Origin of the sequence: Lentzea pudingi (genome assembly GCF_014646255.1) — a bacterium.
Lineage (GTDB): Bacteria > Actinomycetota > Actinomycetes > Mycobacteriales > Pseudonocardiaceae > Lentzea > Lentzea pudingi.
Window position 1 is genome coordinate 221038 of sequence record NZ_BMNC01000004.1, and the last position, 25684, is coordinate 246721.

Here is a 25684-nt window from a genome sequence, read left to right on the forward strand (position 1 = left end):
TCCACGCGACCTGAGAGGCAGCCGGTCATGATCTCTGTGCTCGTGGTGGACGCCCAGCCGCTGCAGCGCTTCGGGTTTCGCGTGCTGCTGGAGAGCGCTCCCGACACCGAGATCGTCGGCGAGGCCGAGAACGGCGCCGAGGCCGTTCGGCGGACCACCGAGCTGCGGCCCGACGTGGTGCTGATGGACATCCGCGTGCCGGGCGTCGACGGGATCGAGGCCACCCGGCGCATCGTCGCCGCCGGTGGGCGTTCGCGAATCCTCGTGCTGACGACGTTCGACGTGGACCGGTTCGCGTTCGCCGTGCTGCGGGCCGGGGCGAGCGGTTGCCTGCTCGAGGACACCCGCCCGGAGGAGCTGCTCGCCGGCATCCGGGCCGTCGCCGCCGGGGACGCGGTGATCGCGCCGGTGCTGACTCGGCGGCTGCTCGACGCGGTCGCCGACCAGCTCGGCGACGAGCTCCGCGGACCCGTGCGGAAGGATCCCCGGCTGGACTCCCTGACCGGCCGCGAGCGCGAGATCCTCGTCGCCATCGGCCACGGCCTCACCAACGGCGAGATCGCGCGACGGTTCACGCTGTCGGAGTCGACGGTGAAGACCCATGTGGGGCGGGTCCTTGCCAAGATCGGCGCACGGGACCGGATCCAGGCCGTCATCCTCGCCTACGACCTGAGGCTCACCCGGCCGATCTAGCGCTTCATCCCGCGCGTCCGTCTGGCGTCTTTGAGGCACCGCAGCCGACTCCCTGTTCACGCATGTTCGACCCTCACGTCAGGACTTGCGGGGGGAGACCGTCATGATGCCCGCGCACATCTCGTCGCTGGTGCCGTCGCCCCACACCACGTAGCGCGGCGGCAGCTTGCTCAACTGCGGCAGCCGTTTGCGCAGCCCCGCGTCGTGCGTGCACGTCACCCGCAGCGTGTCCCCAGGACCGATCTCCACCGGCTCCGGCAGCTTCACCAGCCGCTGGTTGTCGAAGTCGAACTGCGGCACGTCCAGCACGACCTCCGCGGTCGGCGTGCCGGGGTTGAGTTCGACCCTGATGGCCCGCCCGAGCAGGTGCATGTGTCCGAAACCGGCGAACAGCGTCATCGGCTCCTCCACCTCGTGGTCGCAGGTCTGCGTGTCGCCGGGCTTCGGCGCGCTCTGGCCGCACTCCTCCAGCTGTTCGTCCGCGGTGGCGCCGACCTCCCGCCCGAACCGCTTCGTCACGTCCGCGATCGAGGCCGCCCGATCACAGAGCGGACCCGACTCGTCGGGGGCGCAGGGCAGGTCGGTCGGCGCGTCGAGCGGCAAGGTGTCGAGTTCCCGGGTCTGCGGCGTGCCCTCCGTCAGCCGCAGCCGCACCGCCGAGCGGTCCGAACCGGCCGGCTTGCCGTCGGTCGCGAGCAGGTTGTAGTGGAGCTGCAGGACGATCAGGCTGCCCGGTTCCAGCTTGAAGCCGACGTCCTGGGTGAACAGCGTCTCCGCGGCACCCGGCGCCCAGGTGTCCACCCACGCCGCGTCCCCCTCTTCCACTTCGGCGCCCTCCACGCCGGTCCCGCCGAAGCACTGCCAGCCCAGTCCTGGGGTCTTCGCGTCCTGCTCGCGCACTGCGGCAGCGCCGCCCGGCGGCACCGCGTACACGATGGCGTGGTGCGCGATGGCGACGTTCTCCGGCGTGACCTGGGTCCCCGTCAGGAATGCCGCCTCCGTCAAGCCAGGATCGACCACCTGGCACCGGTACTCGTCCGTGCCGCCGCCCTCCGGCGGTGCGGGCGTGTAGGCCTCGGCCATCTCGAGGTCGACGAACCGCTCGCCGGCGCGCAGCGGCTGCGTTGAAGCTGGCGGCTGGCCCGCGTGCGCGTTGTGCGGGCCGGGCGGGACGGGCGCCGCACCGTTGCCGGCGTTCGACCCGCAGCCGACGACGGCGAACGTCAGCGCCACGGCGGCTGCCCCGAACCTCCACAGTGGACTACCAGGTTTCGTCATGACCTGAACGCTAGGGCCGATCCCGTCCCGTTTCGTCCTACCGCGGTCGTCACTTCGGGAGAGAGGCGGTACGACGGTACTACCTGCCACTCGGTCAACTGGCCTGAGCACCGCTTTAACGGTCGTCTCAGATTCGCTCGATAGGAAGTCGGCGCCAGACAGGCGAAGTACCACTTGTGCAGGAGGCTCGTGAATGGCAGTCGACGCAGCACCTTCCGGGAGAACACCCGCCGGTCGGTTGGGAGGCAGGTGGGTGCCGTGGTTGGTGATCGGCCTGTGGTTGGTGTTGACGGTGATCATGGCGCCGTTGAGCGGAAAGCTGAGTTCGGTCACCACCGACAAGGCCGCGGACACCCTGCCGGCCGGCGCCGAGTCCACCAAGGTCGCCGTGCTGGAGGACAGTCTCCCCGGCGGCAACGACAACACGTTCGTCTTCGTGTACCACCGTGACAGCGGCATGACCGACGCCGACCGCGCGACGGTCGAGCGCCACTACGACGCCCTTGCCGAGAAGTACCCGCCGAAGGTGGTGACTCCGGCCGGCGAGGACGACGAGGGCCCGGAGACGAGACCTTCCACTGACGGCAAGGCGATGATGTTCACCCTCGACGTGAGCACGACCTACGGCGAACCGGAGGCCATCGTCGGCCCGTTGCGCGACGCCGCGAAGGACCGGCCCGCGGGCCTCGAACTCGACGTGACCGGACCGGCCGCGGTCGAGGGCGACATGGACGCCGTCTTCGACGGCATCGACCTGCAGGTCCTCCTCACCACCATCGTCGTCGTCACGCTCCTGCTCATCATCACCTACCGCAGCCCGGTGTTGTGGCTCATCCCGCTCGTGGCGGTGGGCGCTGCCGCACTGACCTCGATGGCGACCGTCTACCTGCTCGTCAAGGGTTTCGGCATCGTGGTCAACGACCAGAACTCGGCGCTGCTGACGATCCTGGTGTTCGGCGTCGGCACGGACTACGCGCTGTTGCTCATCGCCCGGTATCGGGAAGCGTTGCACCACCACGAGAACGTCCGGGTCGCGATGATCCACGCGCTGCGCGGCGCGGCGCCGGCCATCGTCGCGTCCGCGGCCACCGTGGTCGCCGGCCTGCTCTGCCTGCTCGTCGCGGACCTGAACAGCACCAGCGGATTGGGCCCGATCGGCGCGGCCGGCATCCTGTGCGCGCTGGTGGCCATGCTGACGCTGTTCCCGGCGCTGCTGGTGGTGCTCGGCAGGCGGATCTTCTGGCCGGCCATCCCGCGGTTCAGCACGGCCGTGGAGGAGAAGCCGGGGCTGTGGGTGCGGCTCGGCGCCGCCATCAGCCGCCGCCGGTGGGTGGCGACGCTCGGCTCGCTCGGAGTCCTGGGCGTTCTCGCTCTCGGGCTGTTGGGCAACACCGGCCCGCTGCGGGAGCAGGACCAGTTCGTGTCCGCGCCGGAGTCGGTCACCGGCTTCACCGTTCTGCGCCAGCACTTCCCGGAGCTCGGCGGCCAGCCGATGACGGTCTTCACGCGGCCGGCGCACCAGGAGCGGGTGCTCGACGTCGTCAAGGGCGTTCGCGGTGTGGCAGTGGCCGTCCCGGGCGAGACCAGCGGTGGCTGGGCCGACATCTCGGTGTTCCCGACGGACGCGCCGGACACGGTCGCGGAGTACGACACGATCAAGCGGGTGCGCACCGCCGTGCACGCGGTCAGCGGCGCGGAGGCGATCGTCGGCGGTCCGAGTGCGGAGCACCTCGACACCGAGGAGACCACCAGCCGCGACGAGAAGCTGGTGATCCCGTTGGTGCTCGTCGTCGTCCTGATCATCCTCGGGCTGCTGCTGCGAGCGGTGGTGGCCCCGCTGGTCCTGATGGCCACCGTGGTCGTCTCGTTCGCGGCGGCCTTCGGCGGCAGCGTGTTCGTCTTCGGCACGGTCCTCGGGTTCAAGGGCATCGACTACTCGGTGCCGTTGCTGGCGTTCCTGTTCCTGGTGGCGCTCGGCGTCGACTACAACATCTTCCTGGCCAGCCGGGCACGGGAGGAGGCAGTGCGCCTGGGCACCCGCGAGGGCATGCTCAAAGCCCTGTCCGCCACCGGTGGTGTGATCACCTCGGCGGGCCTGGTCCTGGCGGCCACGTTCGCGGTCCTCGTCACGCTCCCGCTGGTGATGCTGATCGAGGTCGGGTTCCTGGTCGCCTTCGGCGTGCTGCTCGACGCCCTGCTGGTGCGGTCGGTCCTGGTGCCCGCGCTCACCCTGCTGATCGGCCGGCGGATGTGGTGGCCGAGCCGGCTGTCCCGGCCGGTGGAAGAGCTGCCGGACGCCCAACGCCCGCCCGCCGACGATGAGGAACCCGCGCTGCGGCGGTGAGCACGGACGAGATCCGGGACGGGACCCGCCCCGTCCCGTCCCGGATCAGCGCACCGCGGTGTCCTCTCCGGCGGTGAGCCGGGCGATCGGGACGGCCGGGAGGTCGACCCGAAGCAGCGCACCACCGCGTGAAGAGCGGCCCACGGTGGCCCGGCCACCGTGGGCGTCGACGACCCGCTGCACGATCGACAGGCCCAGACCGGATCCCGGCAACGCCCGTGCGCTGTCGGCACGGTAGAACCGGTCGAACACCCGTGGCACATCGGCGGCGTCGATGCCCGGCCCGGCGTCGTCGACCTCAAGGACCGCCGAAGCGCCCTGGGCACGGAGCCGGACCTGGACCGGCTGGTCCGCGGGGGACCACTTGCCGGCGTTGTCGATGAGGTTGAGCACCGCCCGTTGGAGCGCAGCGGGACGCCCGCTCACCCACACGGAGGTCACGTCGAGCGCGATCTCGACATCGGGCGCACGGGAACCCGCCTGGGCCGCGGCGGCCACCACCACGTCGGCGAGGTCGAGCAGTTCGGTGCTCTCGTCGCCGACGTCACCGCGCGCCAGGTCGGTCAGCTCGGCGGCAAGGGTGCTCAACTCGACCACCTGGGCGCCGAGATCGTTGAGCAGCCGGGTCCGGCTCTCCGAGGGCAGTGCGCTGTCCAGGGTGCCGCGCCGATCGAGCCGGACCAGCAGCTCGATGTTGAGGCGCAGGCTGGTGAGCGGGGTCTTGAGCTCGTGGGCGGCGTCCTCGGCGAGCAGCCGCTGGGCCTGCCGGGAGTCCCGGAGCGCGGCGAGCATGTCGTTGATCGACCGGATCAGCTGCCGGATCTCCCCACCGCCCTCGTCCGGGATGTCGGCGTCGAGGTCCCGCGTGCGCGCGACGCGGACCGTGGCGGCGGTCAGCCGGTCGATCGGTGCCAGCCCGGTCCGCGCCACGGCCCGTCCGACGAGGGCCCCGCAGACCACGCAGAGCAGCCCGATCAGCAGCATGCCCAGCCCGAACCGGTTGATCGGGGCGTCGTCGGCGGCGCGGGCCACCTGGACCGCGCCACCGCCCGCCCGCAGCGTGTAGACGAGGTAGCCGTCTTCGTCGCTGTCACCCGACTCCACCAGGTCAGCGGACCCGCCCTGCGCCACGCGCACCGCGTTCTCGCTGACCGGGGGCAGCGCGGGCTGGCCGACCGGCGTCCGGATCGAGCCGTCGGGCAGGACGACCCGCACCAGCCGGCCGGAACCGGGATACGGCGGCAGCTCGACCCGCGCCAGACCGACACGCTCCGCATTCGCCGCCAGGACGCGGGAGTCGGCGCGCAGCTGATCCTCCGCAGTGGCCCGCAACTCCCAGTCCAGCAACTCGCTGGCCACCTGGAAGGCCATGAACACGCTCGCCGCGATGGCCGTAGCCGCGATCACCGTCAGCCTGGTCCGCAGGGACCGCCGACGCCACCACCTGGTCACCCGCCCGCTCACGGAGGAGTCTCCCGCAACGTGTACCCCAGGCCCCGCCGCGTGTAGATCAATCGCGGCTCACCCCCGGCCTCCATCTTGCGGCGCAGGTAACTCACGTACACCTGGAGGTTGTTGGAGGTGACGCTCATGTCGAAGCCCCAGATCGCCCCGAACAGCTCGCCGCGGGTCAACACCCTGGTCGCGTTGCGCACGAGGACCTCCAGCAGGAAGAACTCGGTCCGGGTCAGGCGAAGTGCCCGCTCCCCCCGCCACGCCTCGAACCGGTCGGGATCGACCCGGACATCCGCGAACGTCAGGACCTGCGACTCGTCGTCACCCGGCGAGCGGCGGCGCAACAGGGCCCGGACCCGAGCCAGCAACTCCTCGGTGGCGAACGGCTTGGGCAGGTAGTCGTCAGCGCCCGCGTCCAGCCCCGCGACCCGGTCGGAGACCTGGTCCCGCGCGGTCAGCATCAGCACCGGCAGATCCCGCCCCGCCGCCCGCAACCGCCGGCAGGTCTCCACCCCGCCGAGGCGGGGCATCATCACGTCGAGGATCAACAGATCCGGCTCGTCACCGTCGACCCCGTCGAGCACGGCGAGACCGTTGGCGACGGTGCTGGTGTCGTAACCCTCGACCTGGAGCACCCGCTCCAGCGACTCACGGATGGCCGCCTCGTCATCCGCGATCATGATCCGCACCCGGCCCGCCCTCCAGTCGATGTTTTGCCGCACATCGTCTCCGATCAACCTGAGGCCAGGATTAGAGCGTCGTCACGGTGGTGCCCGCGGGCCGAGCACTTACAGATGCCCAAGTGGTCCGCGCCGTTGATGCGTTGGGGGCCCAGGTAAGCGCAAGTCCTTCAGTGCAAACCTGCAAGCGCTCGCGAGGCCTCGCACGGTGACGGGGATGATCGTGGGCTACCGCGTCGATGCGCGACGCGCTGCTCACCGTCACGATGTGCGGCAGGACTTCATGGCGGAGAGCGTCTAGTCGGCGTCGAGGTGTGCGTGACCGGCCGCACGCACGTTGATGCGGTACGAGCTGTGGCCCAGCTCGTGGCGGTGGGCAGCCACGGGCACGGCGGTTTCGCCGGCATGTTGCTCGGCTCGACGAGTCAGTCACTCGTCTACAACGCGCCGTGCCCGATGGCGATCGTGCGGCCCGGCTAGGCCGCGTTGCCGGCCGACTTCCTCTTCGTCTTGGCGGTGAAGGGGATGTCGGCGAACTGCAGCTCGATGCCGAGGCCGCGCAGCTCGTGGCTCAGCCGCAGCAAGCTCACCTGGGACAGCGCGAACAGCGTGTCGACGTCCCAGGTCCGGCCGGCGATGGCCAGCACGACCACCGTCGGCCGGTCGGCGACGTCACGGGTGCTGTCGAGCGCACGAACCTTGTCCCGCAGTTGCTGCATGGCCTGCGGTTCGAAGTACTGCGCCCACGCCGACACCTGTGCCTGCGTGTACAGGTGGCTCGCCGCGGTCGCCCGGCCGAGCCACTTCATGTGCACGATCTCGTTGCCCGGACCGAAGACATCGGCGATCTCGAAGCCCCGCAGGTGCATCGGCGTGTACGCGAGGCCACGGTCCATGCACAGGTAGCCGGCCTGCTTGGCCACCTTCCTGGCGAACTGGTGCTCGTCGTCCCGCTTGCCGGTCGGCACCCACACGGGGAATGTCAGCGAGCTCTTGTTCTCCAGCAGCGCACGGACCTGCTCGCGAACACGTGCGACGGCGCCTTCACCGATCTCGTACCACTTGCCCTGGTGCAGGGCGTAGGTCTTGTCCTTGACCACGGTCTGGAACGCCACCCACTTGATCATGGAGATGGGCCGGGTGAGCGGTTCCGCGCCCAGTTCGTCCTCACAGGGAGCGAGCCCTGCCTTGCGCAGCACCTCGATCCGGCGTGACGCGTCGACGGCTGCGAGCGGTTTCACCAGCTCGTGGATCTCGAACCCCGGCTCCAGCACTCGGGCGCTGGTCGGGCCGACTCGGCTCGACAGGAACGACTGGGCCTGCCCGATCTCCCGGATCGCGGAGGAGGGCCAGCAGACGCCCAGCTGTCCGGACTGGTCGTCGCCACCGAGTGCTGCGGCGAGCTGGTTCTCCAGGTCCGGCATGGCCGGGTCGTTGGCGGCCACGGGACGGATCTCGGCGATGTGGCGCAGTGGCGCACCCGCGAGGTCTTCGTCGACGACCGCGCAGATCTTGCGCAGGTCGCAGATGAAGGCTTCGGGTGAGCGACCGAGCTGGATGTTGAGTGCCCGGCCGGCCGTGATGTGCCACGTCTTGCCGTCGGTGGCGGTGTGGTAGGTGAGCCCGGACAGATCGGCCGGTCCCTCGATGCCGGTGACGAGCTCGCCCGCGGGCTCCAGCGGAAAGCCGGACAGCGAGCTCCCGGACGGGAAGGACACCTCCATGCCGCGTGCGGACACGTCGAGGAGGTTGCTCCGGATCGTGCGGACCTTGTCCGGGTCGATCCGCCTGATGCCGAAGTTCAGGCCGAAGTCGTCGTCGAGCAGCAGCTCGTCGAGCATGAACCTGCTGGAAGCGCCCCACGTGACGGCGCAGACCCACTCGTCGTCGATCTCGACGACGATGAGGGCGAACGGGGAGCTTCCCGCGAGGTCCAGGTTCTCGAGGCCCGACGCCTCCGTGAGGTGCCGAATCCAGTTCGGCTCACCGCTGCTGCGGACGCCTGCGAGGACGTGTGTGCGGGTGCCGGCGATCAGGAGTTCGCCGTCGTACCTCACGTCGACACCCTCGACCTTCTTGAGGTAATCGCTGAGGTTCTCGTGCGTGACCGGGAGGCGGTACACCGTCGCCGCACCGGTCGGAAGTGCCCTGGGCAATGTTCTTCCTCGGAGTTCTGGGGACGACGCGGTGGAGATGGCGGATGCGTCGCCAGGCTGATACGGGCGCGCGAGGGAACGCGCGCAGCCGGACAGCCGTGCGGCAGGCCTGTGACGGTCCGATGTGGACATGGAGTGACGTCGCCCGTTCGGATGCCGACGTCACACGATCGTGACTGGTCCTGCGCGCTTGTGAAGCCCTAGACTCGGCGCGCGTTCTCCCGACTTGTTCTGGTTTCTGAGGCCAGGTTCTTGCCGGTGGAACTTCACGCGGCCTCCTGCTGGAACAGGGGGTCGCGTTCGTACGTCCAGGGCATATTCGCCTTGGCCGTGATCCAAGGGTGACACGCCCCACGTATCAAGTCTGCCTCCGACACGCGTCAGACCTTGAGTGGTCGACGCCCTGCGCCGAGTGGTGAGCAGTGAGCGGTAGGGCCGAACTCGGCGGCCGCTGGAGCGATTCCGCAAATGGTTGCCGATAAGTGTTGTCCACTTTTATCGTCGGCCCGCTATGACAACCTTGTCGGCGGCCTTTATTGGACAGAAAGTGGTCATTCCAAGCCGGTAAATTGCCGCGATGTTGCGCAGAGTAACTGATCGTATGCTCATTGCGGCTTCGGTCGCGAGTTGCTGAACGACCGTTCGTCGCAGACGGGAGCGGTTGTGTCCGCCGCGACATCGTCGTCTCGATCAGCGCGTGCGTTACAGGGCGTTGTTCGCCTGGTGTCGTCGAGGCTGGTCGGCGTGGAATCGATTCCTGCGACTTGTTCGCGGGTTGGGTTAGCGCGTCGCGCAATGTGCGCATGCGCTGCCCGAATGTCTACTCAATCGCAGCCGCAGCCGCGTGGGGTTGAACCCGTCGAGCACAGGCAGCGGACGCGGCCACGCCGGTCACGGGTGGTGCAGCGGGGATCCGGCACCTGGGACACTGGACCCCCGACCACCCGCAAGACCAGGAGTGCACCGTGCAGCAGGGAACCGTCCGCTGGTACGACCTCGAGCGCGGCTTCGGCTTCCTCGCCCCCGACGACGGCAGCGACGACATCTTCGTGCACGTCTCGCAGGTGCAGGGCGAGGGCGCGGCCCGGGCGCTGCGCGAGGGCCAGACGGTGGAGTTCGAGACCGGTGAGGGACCCCGCGGTCCGCAGGCGCTGCACGTCGCCGTCACCGGGGACGTCGCACCCGACGCGGCCCTGGGTGTGCTCGCCACCGTCTCCTGGTACGAGCCGGCCAAGGGCTACGGGTTCGCCGCGCCGGACGGCGGGGGTGCGGAGGTGTTCGTGCACTCCTCCGCCATCGTCACCGGGGGAGTCCTCGCGGCCGGGCAGCGGGTGGCCTTCGTCGTCATCGCCGGCGAGAAGGGGCCGCAGGCCCAGCACGTGGTGCCGCTGAGCTTCGACGCCGGCGTCCGCAAGGGCCCCCTGGTCGCGCCCGGCGACGGCGCCGACGGCTCCGTCCTGTGGTTCGACGAGGAGAAGTCGTTCGGCTTCGTGGCCGCCGACGACGGGGCGGGTGACGTCTTCCTGCACGTGCGCGCCCTGGTCGACGACCGGTACCTGCCGGAAGAGGGCGACCGGGTCACGTTCACCACGGCCACCACGGACCAGGGCCGTCAGGCGCGCGAGGTGCGGTTCGTGACCACCGGCGAGCCGGTGGAGGCCGCCGCGACCCCCGCCACCCGGCCCGCAGCCCGCGCCGGCAACGGCTCGGTGGCCCGCTACGACGCCGACCGCGGCTTCGGCTTCATCACCCCCGACGAGGGCGGGCCCGACCTCTTCGTGCACGTCTCGGTGGTCTCCGGCGAACCCCTGGTGGCCGGCGAGCGGGTGCGCTTCCGCATCCGGCAGAGCGACCGTGGCCCGCAGGCCGACGCCGTCGAGCACGCCTGACCGTCCGGGACGTTCCTGTCACATGGTCCGGCAGGACCTGAGATAGCTGAGGAACGAGGCTTGCAGTCCGGTCACGTGCGTGTCGTGCAGCACCTCGCTGGTGACGGCCGCGCCGCGGGCGGTGAGGCGGTGCACGATGGTGGCCGCGTTCTTCGCGAGGTTCTGGTAGATCGGGATGTTGCCGAGGATCTCCCGGACGTTGAAGGTCACGTGGAGCTTGGCCGGTTGGTCGGTGAGTTGCTGGAGTTGTTCGAAGACAAGGCTTTTCTCGCTGGCGACGCCGGGGCTGCCCGCTCCGACGCTCTCGAAGAGCGTGGTTCCGGTGAGCCAGGCGTAGAGGCTGAAGAGCCCTCCGTAGGAGTAGCCGAAGAGACCATGTCCGGTCGTGGCCGTGCGGTAGTCGCGTTCGATCCGGGGGTGTAGTTCGTCGGTGATGAAGCGCAGGAACACATCGGCCCGGGTGTCGCGCAGTTCGTCGACATATGCGTCGGCTTGCTCGCGGGCCATCGCGTCCCTCTGGACTGCCAGCTCCACAGCGTCGAGGAGCTCCTGGGCAACAGGCTCGCCGGGCGGCACCAGGTCCCTGTTGCGCACGCGTTCCCAGTGTTCCGCCTCCTCGCCCGCGTAGCCGATGCTGACCTGGACGTAGGGCTTGATCTGCTGCATGGGATCGTGCTGGGTGACGATGAGCGGGGCCGTCAGGCCCACGGTCCAGTTGCCGTCGATCACGTACAGGACGGGTGCCTGCGCCGTGGTGGGGTCGTAGCCCGGCGGCCTGGTGACCCAGACCCCGTAGTCGTGTCCAGCACCGGAGGCATCTCGAAGTAGTCGGTGTTGGCGAGGCAGCCCTGCCACAAGGTGCTCATCGGAGGTCCTTCACAACTCGGCCGGCCTGCATCACGAGGACGGCGTTGGCGGGGTTGGCGAACAGTTCTGGGTCGTTGAGCGGGTTGCCGTTCCAGAGCACGAGATCTGCCTTCATGCCAGGAGCGATGGCACCGATCTCATCCAGTCCGAGGATCTCGGCGTTGGTCTTCGTGGCCGCCACGAGAGCGTCCATCGGCGTCTCGAGCTGTGCGCGTAACGCGAGTTCTTCGCCTCGGCGGTCCTGAGCCGGGCCGATGAGATCGGAACCGAGGCCGATCCGCACCCCGGCGTCCCTGGCGACGGCGAGCGCCCGCGCCATCCGCTCGCGCACGCCGGTCACGCGTGCGCGGACCGACTCGTTCAGCCCGGCTGCGGCGGGATCGTGCAGCAGCCGCTCGACGACGGCGAACGTGGGCACAAGGGCCACCCCGCGAGCAGCCATCAGTGCGGCCGTAGGTTCGTCGATGTCCGTGCCGTGCTCAACACAGCGGGCCCCGGCCTCGACCGCGTTCCGGATGCCGTCGTTGTTGTGGGCGTGCACCGTCACGTAGGTGCCTCGTGCCGTGGCTTCTTGGACCGCGACGGCGATCTCCTCGACGGTGAACTGGGTGTCGGCCAGCCGATCCTTGCCGCCTACCACTCCGCCGGTCACGCAGAGCTTCAGGAAAGTCGCCCCGCGCCGGAAGGCCTCGCGCACGTTGCGCCGCAGCTCGTCGGCGTTGCCCGCCATCATGGACAGGGCGCACAGGCCAGGAATGTGGTGGCTGCTCCACAGCTCCGTGGGCTCCCATTCGGCCCCGTAGTAGCCGTGGCCGCCGGTCTGGCACTGGACAGGCCCGCACGACAGGACGCGAGGCCCTCTGACCTTGCCCTTGGCGATCGCGGTGACGACGCCACCGTCGATCCCGCCAGTGTCCCGGACAGTGGTGAAACCGGCGTCGAGCGCCGAGCCGGCCGCGGCGAAGATGTCCGCCGCGATCTCGGCGGCGCTGATCTGGAACGAGAACTGCGGCTGGATCGGACTCGAGAGACCCAAATGCACGTGAGCGTCGATCAGGCCGGGCGTCATCGTCAGCCCAGCGGCGTCGAGTCGCTCATCGCTGGTGCCGCGGGCCCCGAGCGCAACGATGCGGTCGTCGTCGACCGTGACGGTGCCGCCACCCGGCTCGCGACCCGACCCGTCCACGACTGTCGCGCCCACGATGTGGAGACGAGCCACGGGCCCTCCGAAGTTATCCAATGGAAAATTTCTTCCAATGGATAAACTACATGGGTGGACCTGTCAAGTTCGATCCCTACCGGTGGTGCCCGCGAGCGCCTCCTGGCACGGCTCCTCGACGCTTTCGCCGACGGCCTTCCGCCGCCGGAGACGTCACTCCGTGAGATCGCGTCCCGAACCGAGACCAGCCACGCACTCCTGCGGTACCACTTCGGGTCCCTCACCGGCACCCTGGCCGCCATGCTCGAGGCACAGCGAACCCGAGACAACGAGACGCTGTTCAGGACCGCTGAGCGGGGGACTTTCCACGACCTCGTCCTGGCGATCTGGCGGGCCTACACCCGTCCGGAGCAGATGTCGCGCATCCGCGGGTTCTTCCACGTCGTGGGGCTCGCCGCATACAGCCCGGATGACTTCCGCGCATTCATCTCGTCACTGGAGGACCTCACCAGGATGTTGGCCTCGCTGGCGGAGCGCGAAGGGCTCGACAATACGGAAGCGCTGACCAGGGCCACCGTCACCGTCGCCGCGATCCGCGGCCTGCTGCTGCAGGAGGTTCTGACGCCGGGGGCATGCACGAACGACGCGCTCGCGCTGATCCTGGGCATGGGCGGAGAGGGACCTCTCCGAAGCCGGTAGATCGGTTCCGACGATCGCGAACCATGCGCGCTGCAACAAGTATTTGACTCACGTCCAGCGGAACCGGTTCATGAAAGCGGCAGCGACTGGCACCCGAGACAACATGGAGAACGCCCACATCCAACGCCGGCCACGTTGAAGAACAGATCGTTCACGTCGGTCAGGTGCCCACTCCTGATCCGATCCTTGAGGGGATGCAGGGAACCGCCCGTGCGTCACGGGCGAACCAGTACTCTCACTGGCCGTGGCGAACAACGAGTCTTGAGGCAGCAGCCGGTCCAAGGACCGCGCGGCCCTGATCAGTGCGATCGCTGCACTGATCACAGCGCTGGTCGGCGTGGCCGCCTTTTGTTCGGTAAGGGCGCTGCCGACGCAGCGGCGCCAGCGGCGGCCACCATCGTGCCCGTTGTGCCGACGGCCAGCGGGACGAGCGCCGCTCAGGCGGTGCAGCAGACGAACCAGGCGAAACCGCTGCCTGCGGGCGTCCAGCTCGACGAGGAAGTCATCTTCGGTCAGTGGAACCTGGACTCGGTGCCGCCGCGCAAGGTCGACTCGGAGAAGATTCAGGCGCTCGCCGGCAAGATGCTCTACGTGACTGGGAAGCACGTTCTGGCGGAGTGGCCGGGGTCAGGTTCACCGGAAAGGAGCAGTGCGCCGCGCAGGTGTCTGAGCACGGCTTTGATCACGTTGACAACCTGGTCAAGGGCGGCATCGTCTGCGGTCGGACGCCAGAAGGCCGGATCTTCCGGCTCGACGTGCTCGCGTCCGGAAGCGAGATCTGGGCCCACGCCACGGTCTGGACCAAGTAGACGGTTGAAAGCGGCTGATCGTCCAATCGGCTGTCAAGCGGGTGGTCCGGCATCTGAGCAAGGCTATCGACGATCAACTGCGGCCAGTTGGTCACAACCGAGCGGAGCCGGGAGTCCGAGCGCCGCAACAACTCCGGTGCATGTATGACAGCGGCTGTTCGCCTTCGTAGTAGGCGTCCAGCAACTCCAGCTCCGGCAGCTGCCGGTTGTGCAGCCGCGCGAGGCGGGTTACCCAATGCTCGGGGGTAACTCGAACTTGGTCATGATCAGGAAGACCACCACCGTCGCGCTTTGTGCTCAGCTACAGGTAGCTTCGCCAACCGTGGATCGCATCGTCGCTGTCGTCAGCATGATTGCTGGTATCGCATCGTCAATCTTTGCTTACAGACAGGTTCAATATGCCAAAAGTCGGCATGTCAAAACTCGGCCTCGGAGTCTGAAAAGTTCGTCCATTGGGCGGAGTTTCTTCGCGGCTTTGGGATTGACGTGGCTTTGCTTGGCGTGCAGGCATATATGGTGTGGGCGGTAAGTGCGTCTGTTCGTGTAACCAAGTTTGGCGCCATTTTGGTGTTTGTAGCTGGATGGATAGTACTGGTTGGGGGCATCCTTCATCAATTCATCGACTTGCGCAACCCGGAATCGACCGACGCCTTGTGTGATGCCCGGAAGGCTCGTGTCGGTGCTCGAACAGCTCGTCTGAGTTTGGTTGCTGGCCTCGCGATTCTCCTCATATCGTCCTGGCTGTTCACTCAGTTGATTCACTTGTTCAACCGATGATCAGCATCTGCGAAGGCTTTGGAGGCTGGCTTTCAGCAGGGTCCGGCCCCGGCCGTTTCGATGCATTGACCCTAACTCGCAGATCAGGCTGGAAAATTGCCCAATGCGGTCCCTTCAGGTCCTTTGAGGACGTTCTGGCCCGTTGAACGCACGGAATTGCTCCCACTCTGTTCTCCCGCGGGCGTCGGTTCTGTCCGATGAGGCTGGTTGAGACAGGCTGGAAGGAGTCTCCGGGTTAGCGTCTTCGGCAGAGCTGATGGCAAGAGTGACTCCAGAGGTGTGTAGACGTTGGCGCGGTGAGCTTGTGTGAGCGGCCTGCGGGCATCGTGTGTCCATTTGGGGGGCAGGGTGAGAGTTCGGGCACCCGTAACGCAGGGTTTCGGTGCCTGGACCGCAGCGATATGACTTCGGGCTGGCTGCGGCGGCAACGTTCGCCGGTGCCTTCTAAGACGAGGCCGAAGACCGACGACTCGCTCCATACACGCTTGCGGGGCGATCCGGTGAAGATGTGAACGTCAACTTCGCCACGAGGCAAAGTTGATCTTGCTCGCCGCGTTCCCTTCTCGCATGGACTCGTCCATGCTGCTTCAGCACAGGTCGGGGGACCGTATGTGAGTGGCTGCCGGGAGTCCCGGTAGTGGGGGGATAGATGAGAATCGCCAGAGGGCGGGGCTTTGCCCTGCCCGTGTTCAGTGCTGCCATCGTGTTCACGAGCACGCTGATCGGCTCGGTCGCCACGGCGAGCGCCGCTGTACCGGACGAGGTCGCCGACGCGGCCGGTGCGGAGAAGCTGGCGCGGCAGAGTGGCAAGTCGATCGTCATCGGGGCGGAGACGACCGAGGGGTCGCAGGTCAAGGCCAATCCGGATGGTTCGCGGACGCTGATCAGCCACACGCAACCGGTGCGGGTCAAGAACAATGGTTCGTGGGCCGGGATCGACCTGGATCTCGCGCCGCGGGCCGACGGTTCGCTGGCGCCGAAGGTGGCGCCGGTGTCGATGTCGTTCAACCCCGGCGGTCCTGGATCGGCTGCGGTGCCGGTGGCGCGGCTGATCAAGGACGACGCCGAGGTCGGGTTCGGCTGGGAGACCGACCTGCCTCCCGCCCGAATCTCCGGCGAGGTCGCGACGTATCCGGACGTGCTGCCCGGCGTCGACCTCGAGGTGAAGGCGACGCTGACTGGCTTCTCCCAGAACCTCGTGGTCAAGAACGCCGAGGCCGCGAAGAGCCCGAAGCTCAGGAAGTTCTCGTTCAAGTCCCACGTCAAGAACATCAGGATCGCGGGTCCCGGCCAGATCGCCGCCAGGTCGGCTGCCCCGGCGGACGCGGCTGACGGGCTCGCGGGGTTCGGGGCCGACGGCACGAAGATCTTCAGCGGTGACGCCTCCCGCATGTGGGACTCGTCCGAGTCCGGCCGGACGGCGATCATGGGCGTCGAGGTCGGGCAGGACACCGTCTCGATCACTCCTGACCAGACGTTCCTCGCTGATCCGACGACGGTCTACCCGGTGCGGCTGGATCCCGACTACTCCTGCACGACGTGTAGCAAGCAGCACCACGTGGTGGTGCAGTCGCCGTGGGGGAACGCCACGAACTACGACGTGACCTCCGGCCAGTTGGGGGACCTGAAGGCGGGGTACGTCAACGCGGCAACGCTCGGCTCGCCGTCAGCGGGTGTCTCGCGGACCTACTTCGACATCAACACGTCCCAGCTGGCCAACAGGACGATCCATTCGGCCACGGTGCACGCCACGGTGATCAACTCGTACTCGTGTGATCCGACCCCGACCGAGCTGTGGCTCACCGCCGGCATCGGACCTTGGACCACGTGGAACAACCAGCCGGCACCGGATCGGAGCCTGTCGGCGAACAACACCCGCAACAGTCCCGGCTACTGCGCGACCGATGGCGGTGCGGACTTCGGCGCGCTCGAGGCGGTGAAACTCGCGGCGGCCGGATCGTGGCTTTCGACGACCTTCATGTTCAAGGCCCAGAACGAGCTGTCGCTCGACCGCTCGTGGCGCCGGTTCGGCCTCAACCCGTATCTCGAGGTGAAGTACAACTCCACCCCGAATCCCCCGAGTGAGCACGGGATGGAGGGGTGGGGGCCCAATAAGCTCGACGCTCTGCAGTGCGTCAGGGGAGCCGCTCGTCCGGCGCTGGCCACGCGCACACCACGGCTTCGGGCTCGGGTGTCCGATCCCGACGGCGGGATGATCGGCGATTCGGGCTTCGCCGTGTATCGAGGACCGGTCGAGGCCCGCACGTGGATCGTGGAGCCGGTGGCGCTCAACGTCCCTTCCGGCTCGTATGCCCAAGTGCAGGTGCCGCCGGCAAAGTTGCCCGAGGACGGTGTCTACAGCTGGTCGGTTTTCGCGGGTGACGGGGACATTCGTTCCCCATGGAGCGGCGACTGCGAGTTCACCGTGGACACGGTGGCGCCGAACAAGCCGGCGGTGGCGTCCACCGACTATCCGGCGAGCGGTTTCCACGGCAGTGTCGGCCGCACCGGCACCTTCACGTTCTCGCCCAACGGCAACACCGGTCCGGCGGGGTCGATGGACGTCATCCGCTACGGGTGGTCTCTCAACGTCGACACCGTGCAGAACCAGGTCAACGTGACCGGATCCAACGGTGTGATGAATGTGCCGATCACGCCGACGCAGGGTGGCACGAACACGTTGTTCGTGCAGGCGTACGACAAGGCCGGAAACCGCGCCGCGGCCCCGCAGCAATACGTGTTCAACGTCGCGGCGCCCTCCAACCCGATGGCGGCGTGGAATTTCAACGAGACCGGCGGCACGACCGCGGCTGACATCACCGGCCAGGGCCGCCCGCTGACGTTGACCGGTGCGACGTTCGGTGCAGGCTACGCGAGCAACGGCCAGGTCAACACCGCCAGCACGTTCTCCACCACCACGTCCGCGCCCGTGAACACGTCGCTGGCGTTCTCGGTGTCGGCGTGGGTGAAGCTGGCCGACACAGCCGATTTCTACACGGTCGCGAGCCAGGACGGTGACCGCTCGAGCGCGTTCTTCCTGCGGTACGCGCGGGATGTGAACCGGTGGTCGTTCAACGCGGCTACCGCCGACCAGGACCACTCCCCGCTGGTCGGCGCGACCTCGGCGGCGCCGCCGGAAGTGGGTGTGTGGACGCACCTGGTGGGCACCTACGAGCCCAATGGCGGCACGATGTCGTTGTACGTCAACGGGAAGCTCGACGGTACCGCGACCGCGACCCTGTGGAACGCGACGGGTCCGTTTGTGGTCGGAGCAGCCAAGTGGGTCGGTGGACGCACCAACCAGGTGCGGGGAACGATCGACCACGTCCAGGTGTGGGACCGGCAGATCAGCGCGGCCGAAGCGGCCGGGCTGAACAACTTCGCCGTGCTGCGCGCCCACTACAACCTCGACGAGCGCACCGGAACCACGACGAGGGACGAGGTCACGGGTCAGAACGCGACGGTCTCCGGCGGCGCTACATGGGCGGGTACTCCGGTGGACCCCGACGACCCGAACCAGATCCTGACCAGCAAGGACAAGTGGCTGAACTTCGACTCGTCCTCGACGGGACAGGTGGCGGGCGGGCGGCCAGCGAACCTGCGTACCGACCGGTCATACACGGTGTCCGCCTGGGTGCGGAGCTCCGGGTTCGACGCCTCTGGTCGGGGCGCGGTGAGCTTGGGAGACGCTACGCACTCGCCGTTCATCCTGGGCTATCGCCCGGAAACGGGTAAATGGGGCTTCTCGCTGACGAGAACACCGTCTGGTGACGGCAGGGACGCACTGTCCGACCGACCTGCGGTGGCAAACGTGTGGGTGCACCTCGCGGCGACCTTCGACGCGACCACCGGAACCGTCGCGCTGTACGTCGACGGGATCAAACAGGAGACGTTCAACGGTCCGAGCACCGGGCAGCAGACTTTCAACGGGTCAGGGGACCTATTTGTGGGACGCGCCATCTGGGCGGGCCAGAAGTCGGACGTCTGGAAGGGCGACCTCGACGATGTCCGCGTTTACTCGGGTGTTCTCACCCTCAGGGACATCGAGAGCATTCGCACGTCCACTCAACACGGCTGACCTGGGGATTCTACAGTGAGAACAAGCAGAAGAAGACGCCTCACGACGCTCGGTGTCGTGCTGACGTTGATGCTCGCGACCGGTCAGGACGCGCTCGCGGCCGGTGAGAACAAGTACAGCTGGAAGCTGCCGGAGCTGCAGAAGGACAAGTCGGTCGCGACGAGCGCGGTGAGTGCGCGCCCGAAGCCGGTGGATCCCGCGGCGCGGGCCGCGGTGACGAAGATCGACGCGCCGTCGTGGCCCGGCGAGTCACAGGCGGACGTCGACCTGGGCGGGGCCGGAGCGGCCGCTGCGAAGGCGGCGCCGGGGCTTGTGTCGGTGCAGCGCAAAGACAACGGCCTCGCGGCGAAGTCGGCGAAAACCGCGAAGGTGCGGGTGAACGTCAAGGGGCAGGACGCGGCGCAGAAGCTCGGCCTCAACGGTGTCGTGTTCACCCTCGGGGACGCCGGTGGTGCGGCGGGAGCGCCGCTGCGGTTGGGCGTCGACTACGGCAAGTTCGCATCGGCGTTCGGCGGTGACTACGCCTCGCGGCTTCGGCTCGTGACACTTCCCGCGTGCGCGCTGTCCACTCCGGACAAGTCGGAGTGTCGTCGTGCCACGCCGCTGGAAGGCACTGGCAACGACCGCAAGACGAACACCGTCTCGGCCGACTTCACGCCGTCCGCAGGCACGGGGGTGCTGGCCGTGGCGGCCGCCCCGTCCAGTGGCAACGGCAGCTTCGCGGCGACCTCGCTTGCTCCGGCGGGATCGTGGAACGCGGGTGGTTCGTCGGGTGACTTCAGCTACGGCTATCCGATGCGCGTTCCGCCCGCGGTCGGCGGCAAGGCGCCGTCGGTGTCGCTGGGGTACTCGTCGCAGAGCCTGGACGGGCGGATGTCCGCGACGAACAACCAGGCGTCGATCGTCGGTGACGGCTGGGACATCTCGCCCGGCGGGTTCATCGAGCGGCAGTACAAGCCGTGCAGTCTCGACCTGGGCGGCAACAACGGTCAAGAGAAGACCGGTGACGCGTGCTGGGCCACAGACAACGCCACGATCAGCCTGGCCGGTGTCTCCGGCAAGCTGGTCAAAGCCGGTGAGGACGCTGCCACCGGCATCACCACCTGGCGTGCGAAGAACGACGACGGCGCGCGCGTCGAGCGGCACAAGGGCGCGGTCAACGGTGACAACGACGGTGAGTACTGGAAGGTCACCACGACCGACGGCACCCAGTACTTCCTGGGTGTGAACCGGTTGCCGGGCTGGACCGCGGGCAAGCCGGAGACGAACTCGGCGTGGACGCAGCGCGTGTTCGGCAACAATTCTCTCGAACCGTGCAACCAGTCTTCCTTCGCGGCGTCCGGCTGTGATCAGGCGTACCGGTGGAACATCGACTACTCGGTCGACCCGCACGGCAACGTCACGACGTATCACTACAAGAAGGAGATGAACCACTACGGGCGCAACGGTGACCCGGCGAAGGGCACCCCGTATGTGCGTGGTGGGTGGCTGGACCACATCGAGTACGGCCTGCGCAGCGACAACTTCTTCGGCCCGGTGGGCGGGCGCGTCCAGTTCGACATGGCCGAGCGCTGCCTGCCGAATGGTGCGATCACGTGTGCGGAGGGGCAACTCAACGCCTCGACAGCGGCGTCGTGGCCGGATGTTCCGTTCGACCAGATCTGCAACGCGGGCGAGCAGTGCACGCTGCGGATGACGCAGACGTTCTTCACCCGCAAGCGGCTGGTCAAGGTCATCGCCCAAGTGGGCGACGGCAGCGGCGGGTACTCCGATGTCGACTCGTGGGCGTTGACGCAGGACTTCCCGCCCACCGGGGACGGCACGTCGCCGGCGCTGAACCTGAAGTCGATCGTCCACACCGGACACGTCGGTGGTGGCGCCGGGATCGCGCTACCCGCCACGACGTTCGACCGGCAGGTGATGGACAACCGGGTCGACAGCGGCCATGACAACCTGTCGCCGTTGACGCGCTACCGGATCACCGGCATCACAGGCGAAGGCGGTGCGCGTACCGAGATCCGCTACAGCGGCCGGGACTGTGTACCCGGTACGCGGATGCCCGCTTCGCCGGAGTCGAACACGCTGCGGTGTTATCCGACGTGGTGGACGCCGGACGGTGCCCAGAATCCGATCTTGGACTACTTCCAGAAGTACGTCGTCACCGATGTCGTCGACGACGACCGCACGGGTGTGTCGTCGTTGCTCAAGACGCACTACGACTACCTCGGTGATCCGGCCTGGAAGTTCGACGAGAACGACTTCGCCGAAGCCAACCGCCGGACCTACTCGCAATGGCGCGGCTACGGGACCGTACGTACGGTCAAGGGCGACCCCGGCGGCAAGCAGAGTGTCTCGGAAACCGTGTACATGCGCGGTATGGACGGCGCCACGGTGTCGAACAGCGAAGGCGAGCCGATCACCGATGCCGACCGCCTGCAGGGTTTCGTGCGCGAGACGCGGGAGTACAACGACGGCGTGCTCGTGTCGGCGTCGGTCAACGACCCCTGGGTCAGCGAGGCGACCGCGACCGGCACGGACGGCAAGCAGGCGAAGCTGAGCAACGTTCTCGCCGTGCGCGGCCGGACGTTGCTGGAAAACGGGCAGTGGCGGCGCACCAAGGTCGTGAAGTCCTACGACTCGGTCGGCATCGTGACCTCCGCGGAAGACCACGGCGATCTTGATGTGACAAGCGATGAGTCGTGCACGGCCACCACGTTCGCGCGCAACGAATCGGCGTGGATGCTGAGCTACGCCTCGCAGGTCGAGACCACCAAGGGGCTCTGCGGTCCTGCGGCAACCGCCGCGAACATCCTGTCGATCGCGAAGTCCTCCTACGACGGCCAAGCATGGGGAACCGCGCCGACCAAGGGCGACATCACCAAGGTCGAGGCGCTGGACAAGTGGGACGGGACCGGCCAGAAGTGGGTCACCGCCACCACATCGACGTTCGACGCGTATGGCCGTCCGCTGGAGGTGGTGGACGCGGCGGGGCAGAAGACGACCACCGCCTATACGCCGGCGACCGGCCCGGTGAAGCAGGTGACCAGCACGAACGCGCTGGGGCATGTGTCGAACGGCTATTTCGAGCCTGCGTGGGGTGCCTCGACGGCGTCGGTGGACGCGAACGGGCGTCGTTCGGACCTTTCCTATGACGCGCTGGGCCGGATGACGGCGGCGTGGCTGCCGGGCCACCCGAAGGCGACAGCCAAGGCGGACGCGGTCTTCGAGTACACCTACAACACGAACGCGCCGAGCGTTGTCACATCGAAGCAGTTGAAGGAAGACGACACCTATCTGGTTTCGTACACACTGTATGACGGTCTGTTCCGCGAGCGGCAGACACAGTCACCGTCTCCCGCTGGTGGCCGGCTGATCTCGGACACGTTCTACGACTCGCGTGGTCTGCCGTACAAGACGAACGGCGCGTACTGGAACGACCAGGCCGCGAGCGGAACGCTGGCCGGGGCGCTGGACAACGCCGTGCCGAACCAGACCATCACCGAATACGACGGGATGGGCCGGGCGGCGGCGTCGATCTACCGCAAGTACGCGGTGGAACAGTGGCGCAGCACCACCTCCTACGGAGGCGACCGTGTCCACACGGTTCCACCGCAGGGTGGCACGGCGACGACCGTCATCAGCGACGCCCAAGGACGTACGACTGAGAAACGTCAGTACACGGCGGGTCTCGGGACCGCGTTCGACGCGACGAAGTACGCCTACACCCCGGCAGGGCAGCTCGCGTCGGTGACCGACCCGGCGGGCAACGCGTGGCGGTCCACCTACGACCTGCGCGGCCGCAAGATCGCCTCGGACGATCCGGATGCCGGGCACACCGACATCGTCTACGACGCGGCGGGCCGGGTGCTCTCGTCCACCGACGCCCGTGGTCGCACGGTCGCGTACGCCTACGACGCGCTGAGCCGCAAGATCGCGTCCTTCGACGGGTCGACTTCGGGAACGAAGCTCGCAGAATGGCAGTACGACACGACCGCAGCCGGGCTCGGCATGCTGACGTTGTCTCGCAGGTGGGTCAACGGCCAGGCCTATGTCAACAAGGTGAACGGGTACGACGACGCAGGCCGCCCGACCGGGCAAAAAGTCATCGTGCCGGCCGCTGCGGAAGGTGTGCTGGGCACGACGTACGAACTGAAGTACTTCTACTCCTACACCGGAAAGCTCCGGAGTCTGAACTACCAGGACGCCAACTCCGGCGGTAAGACGATCGTGCCCGGCGAGGGGGTGACGACCGGGTACAACAGCTTTGGTCTGCCTGAGTACACGCTCGGCCAGGATCGCTACGTGAGCAGCACGAACTATTCGGCTATGGGCGAGGTGCTGCAGGAAACCTACGACCACGAGAACAGCGAGAACAACCTGTGGGTGACCAACTTCTACGAGGAGGGCACCCGCAGACTGGAACGCACGATCGCGGACAAGGAGACCCCGACCGGGTACCGGATCGCTGATCGGAACTACAGCTACGACGCGTCGGGCAACATCAACCGGGTCGCGGACACGCCCGAAGGCGGCGCGTCGGACATCCAGTGCTTCGGCTACGACCATCTCCGTCGCATGACACAGGCATGGACGCCAAGCTCAGGTAGCTGTGCCGCGGCGAGGTCGACGTCTGCTCTGGGTGGTGCGGCGCCGTATTGGTTGTCGTGGACGTTCGACAAGACCGGTAATCGCTTGACGCAGACCGCGCATGCCAGCGCGGGTGACACGACCAACACCTTCACCTATCCCGCAGCCGGTGCGGCCCAGCCGCACACGGTGTCGAAAGTCGACACTGCCGGTCCGAACGGCACTTCACAGGACACGTTCGGTTACGACGCCTCCGGCAACACGACCTCACGCAGGATCTCGGGCGACACACAGACGTTGGAGTACGACGTCGAGGGGCGTGTGTCGAAGGTGCGCAACGCCGACGGTAAGGAGTCGACGTACCTCTACGACGCGGACGGCAACCGCCTGATCGCACGTGAGCCGTCAGCGAAGACGCTCTACGTGTTCGGCCAGGAGATCCGCCTGGAAACAGGCGCCACCACCCCGTCATGGACCCGCTTTTACAGCCACAACGGTCACACCGTGGCACAGCGGAACTCGATTTCGGGTGTGAAGTGGTTGTTGTCGGATCATCAGGGCACGGAGATCGCCGCGGTGACGCAGAGGAACCTGACCGTGGCCTCCCGCCGTCAGACCCCTTTCGGTGAGACCCGCGGTAGTGCCGCGACGCCGTGGAACACGCAAGGGTTTGTGGGTGGTACGCGTGAGGAGTCGGGTCTGACGCGTGTGGGTGCGCGTATGTACGACTCTGGTTCGGGTCGGTTCTTGTCGGCGGATCCGATCATCGACAACAACGATCCGCAGCAGCTCAACGGCTATGCGTACAGCAACAACAGCCCGGTGACGTTCAGCGATCCGACGGGTCTGCTGGCCGGTGGCCAGTGTGGTCCGGACGGGATCCTGTGTGGTGGTGGCCGGGAGAACTACCAGAACGACAAGGAGTACAACCAGGTCCGGGACGATTTCAAGCGGGAACGCAGTGCTCAGCAACAGCAGGCTTCGACCATCCGGCAGCACACCGATCAAGGCTTGCGGGATGCGGGGATCAGTCGGGCGCAGTACGAGGAGGCCTTGAAGAACGCCCACAAGACGAAGTGGGACGTGATCAAGGAGGTCGCGTGGGAGATGTTGAAGGACATCTCCGGCTGGAACGACATCGTCGGCTGTTTCACCAAGGGCGACATCTGGGCCTGCGGCGGGCTGGTGATGAACCTCGTGCCGTGGGGCAAGGTCGGAAAGGTGATCGAGGCCGGCTACAAGGCGGTCAAGGCCGTCTCGTCGATGGCCACCATCATCTCCAAAGCCCAGGGGTTGCTGCGCCGGGTCGAGGGCTTTGTCGCTAATGCCCAGAGGGTGGCTCTGGATCAACTGCGGAAGATCGGTGGCACGGCGCCCGGCTGTGACAACAGTTTCATGCCAGGCACCAAGGTGCTTCTTGCGGACGGATCGTCCAAGCCGATCGAAGAGATGCAGAACGGCGATCAGGTTCTCGCGACCGACGAGAAGACGGGAGAGTCCTCGGCGCGCGCGGTCGTCGGCACGATCGTTGGTTTCGGCAACAAGAACCTCGTCGAGATCACCGTCGATGGTGGCGGCATGGTCACTGCGACTGACAACCACCCGTTCTGGCTTCCGGAGCAGAAGAAGTGGGCGAGAGCAGACCAACTTGAGGTCGGTTCAGTGCTCCAGGCCTCGTTGAACACTTGGGTAAAAGTCGTCGCTCTGCGAATGTGGACAGCACAGGAGAAGGTCTACAACCTCACTGTCGACCTGCACCACACGTACTACGTCGCCGTTGGTGCCAGTTCTGCCTTTGTTCACAACTGTGGAGATGGGGGAGTCTGGGGTCGCCTGAAGCCTTCAGGCGTGGGTAACGAGATCAACCACATGCCTCAGAACGCTTCCACCAGTATTACAGAGTACAGTGGTCCGGCAATTAGAATGGACATAGAGGACCATCGGCAGCTCTATTCGACCGGTAGTACAAGAGTGTCACGAGCGTGGCTTGCGATGCAACGCGATCTCGTGAGCTCGGGTCGGATCGATAAAGCTTTAATGAACGACGTTAATGACGTGCTTACGCGCTTTCCTGGCAAGTATAACAATGCAATAGGTGAAATGATCGGTGATCTGGCTGGAAATGCTCAATATCAGGACTTGCGCAAGGTGCCGAGTCAGGTTCATGTTCAGTTGACGCTATGGTGATGCGGCGAGCCCTTCGCGCGACCTGA

17 protein-coding genes and 1 pseudogene are annotated in these 25684 nt (G+C 67.1%); 9 read left to right on the forward strand and 9 right to left on the reverse strand.

Annotated features, from left to right (window positions below):
• Window positions 1-27 precede the first annotated feature (27 nt).
• Window positions 28-693, forward strand: coding sequence for a response regulator (locus tag IEY88_RS16495; protein ID WP_189155639.1), 666 nt, complete (start codon window positions 28-30; stop codon window positions 691-693).
• Window positions 694-771: 78 nt separating this feature from the next.
• Here IEY88_RS16495 and IEY88_RS16500 read toward each other — a convergent pair whose 3' ends face one another.
• Complete coding sequence (locus IEY88_RS16500) at window positions 772-1971, reverse strand: monooxygenase (protein WP_189155640.1); 1200 nt, start codon at window positions 1969-1971, stop codon at window positions 772-774.
• A gap of 253 nt (window positions 1972-2224) precedes the next feature.
• Here IEY88_RS16500 and IEY88_RS16505 point away from each other — a divergent pair, with 253 nt between their 5' ends.
• Entirely contained in the window at window positions 2225-4315 is a 2091-nt protein-coding gene (locus tag IEY88_RS16505) for an MMPL family transporter (protein ID WP_229693446.1), read from the forward strand.
• Window positions 4316-4360: 45 nt separating this feature from the next.
• Here IEY88_RS16505 and IEY88_RS16510 read toward each other — a convergent pair whose 3' ends face one another.
• Complete coding sequence (locus IEY88_RS16510) at window positions 4361-5779, reverse strand: HAMP domain-containing sensor histidine kinase (RefSeq protein ID WP_229693447.1); 1419 nt, start codon at window positions 5777-5779, stop codon at window positions 4361-4363.
• Window positions 5776-6459 carry a response regulator transcription factor gene (locus IEY88_RS16515; RefSeq protein ID WP_308425993.1) on the reverse strand — a complete coding sequence of 228 codons (684 nt, stop codon included), beginning with the start codon at window positions 6457-6459 and terminating at the stop codon, window positions 5776-5778. Before IEY88_RS16515 ends, IEY88_RS16510 begins: the two co-directional genes overlap by 4 nt.
• A 303-nt stretch (window positions 6460-6762) precedes the next feature.
• Here IEY88_RS16515 and IEY88_RS16520 point away from each other — a divergent pair, with 303 nt between their 5' ends.
• Window positions 6763-6930, forward strand: a complete 168-nt coding sequence (locus tag IEY88_RS16520; RefSeq protein ID WP_189155643.1) for a universal stress protein — start codon at window positions 6763-6765, stop codon at window positions 6928-6930.
• Here IEY88_RS16520 and IEY88_RS16525 read toward each other — a convergent pair.
• Window positions 6927-8606 (reverse strand): TIGR04141 family sporadically distributed protein, encoded by a 1680-nt coding sequence (locus IEY88_RS16525; protein ID WP_189155644.1) that lies wholly within the window; start codon window positions 8604-8606, stop codon window positions 6927-6929. The two genes, IEY88_RS16520 and IEY88_RS16525, sit on opposite strands and share 4 nt — an antisense overlap.
• A gap of 965 nt (window positions 8607-9571) precedes the next feature.
• Here IEY88_RS16525 and IEY88_RS44240 point away from each other — a divergent pair.
• Window positions 9572-9775: pseudogene (locus IEY88_RS44240) on the forward strand (cold-shock protein); the annotation flags it as partial.
• A gap of 30 nt (window positions 9776-9805) precedes the next feature.
• Window positions 9806-10495, forward strand: coding sequence for a cold shock domain-containing protein (locus IEY88_RS45275; RefSeq protein WP_373294122.1), 690 nt, complete (start codon window positions 9806-9808; stop codon window positions 10493-10495).
• A gap of 18 nt (window positions 10496-10513) precedes the next feature.
• On the opposite strand, the gene IEY88_RS16535 is transcribed toward IEY88_RS45275, so the two are convergent.
• Window positions 10514-11350, reverse strand: a complete 837-nt coding sequence (locus IEY88_RS16535; protein ID WP_308425990.1) for an alpha/beta hydrolase — start codon at window positions 11348-11350, stop codon at window positions 10514-10516.
• Between the two features lie 7 nt (window positions 11351-11357).
• Entirely contained in the window at window positions 11358-12581 is a 1224-nt protein-coding gene (locus tag IEY88_RS16540) for a metal-dependent hydrolase family protein (RefSeq protein ID WP_189155646.1), read from the reverse strand.
• Between the two features lie 54 nt (window positions 12582-12635).
• Here IEY88_RS16540 and IEY88_RS16545 point away from each other — a divergent pair, with 54 nt between their 5' ends.
• The 3 genes from IEY88_RS16545 to IEY88_RS16555 all read left to right on the forward strand — a co-directional run bounded on the left by IEY88_RS16545 (window position 12636) and on the right by IEY88_RS16555 (window position 18884).
• On the forward strand, window positions 12636-13220 hold the full coding sequence (locus tag IEY88_RS16545) for a TetR/AcrR family transcriptional regulator (protein ID WP_189155647.1): 585 nt from the start codon (window positions 12636-12638) through the stop codon (window positions 13218-13220).
• 617 nt (window positions 13221-13837) lie between these two features.
• A complete protein-coding gene (locus IEY88_RS16550; RefSeq protein WP_189155648.1) occupies window positions 13838-14029 on the forward strand; it encodes a hypothetical protein in 192 nt (63 codons plus the stop codon).
• A gap of 1480 nt (window positions 14030-15509) precedes the next feature.
• On the forward strand, window positions 15510-18884 hold the full coding sequence (locus IEY88_RS16555; RefSeq protein ID WP_189155649.1) for a LamG-like jellyroll fold domain-containing protein: 3375 nt from the start codon (window positions 15510-15512) through the stop codon (window positions 18882-18884).
• An 83-nt stretch (window positions 18885-18967) separates the two neighbouring features.
• On the opposite strand, the gene IEY88_RS16560 is transcribed toward IEY88_RS16555, so the two are convergent.
• The 3 genes from IEY88_RS16560 to IEY88_RS16570 all read right to left on the reverse strand — a co-directional run bounded on the left by IEY88_RS16560 (window position 18968) and on the right by IEY88_RS16570 (window position 20182).
• On the reverse strand, window positions 18968-19270 hold the full coding sequence (locus tag IEY88_RS16560; protein ID WP_189155650.1) for a hypothetical protein: 303 nt from the start codon (window positions 19268-19270) through the stop codon (window positions 18968-18970).
• A 402-nt stretch (window positions 19271-19672) separates the two neighbouring features.
• Window positions 19673-19825, reverse strand: a complete 153-nt coding sequence (locus IEY88_RS16565; protein ID WP_189155651.1) for a hypothetical protein — start codon at window positions 19823-19825, stop codon at window positions 19673-19675.
• Between the two features lie 48 nt (window positions 19826-19873).
• A complete protein-coding gene (locus IEY88_RS16570; protein WP_189155652.1) occupies window positions 19874-20182 on the reverse strand; it encodes a hypothetical protein in 309 nt (102 codons plus the stop codon).
• Between IEY88_RS16570 and IEY88_RS16575 the strand changes: the two genes are divergently transcribed.
• Window positions 20172-25658, forward strand: a complete 5487-nt coding sequence (locus IEY88_RS16575) for a polymorphic toxin-type HINT domain-containing protein (protein ID WP_189155653.1) — start codon at window positions 20172-20174, stop codon at window positions 25656-25658. The two genes, IEY88_RS16570 and IEY88_RS16575, sit on opposite strands and share 11 nt — an antisense overlap.
• The last annotated feature ends 26 nt before the right edge of the window (window positions 25659-25684 follow it).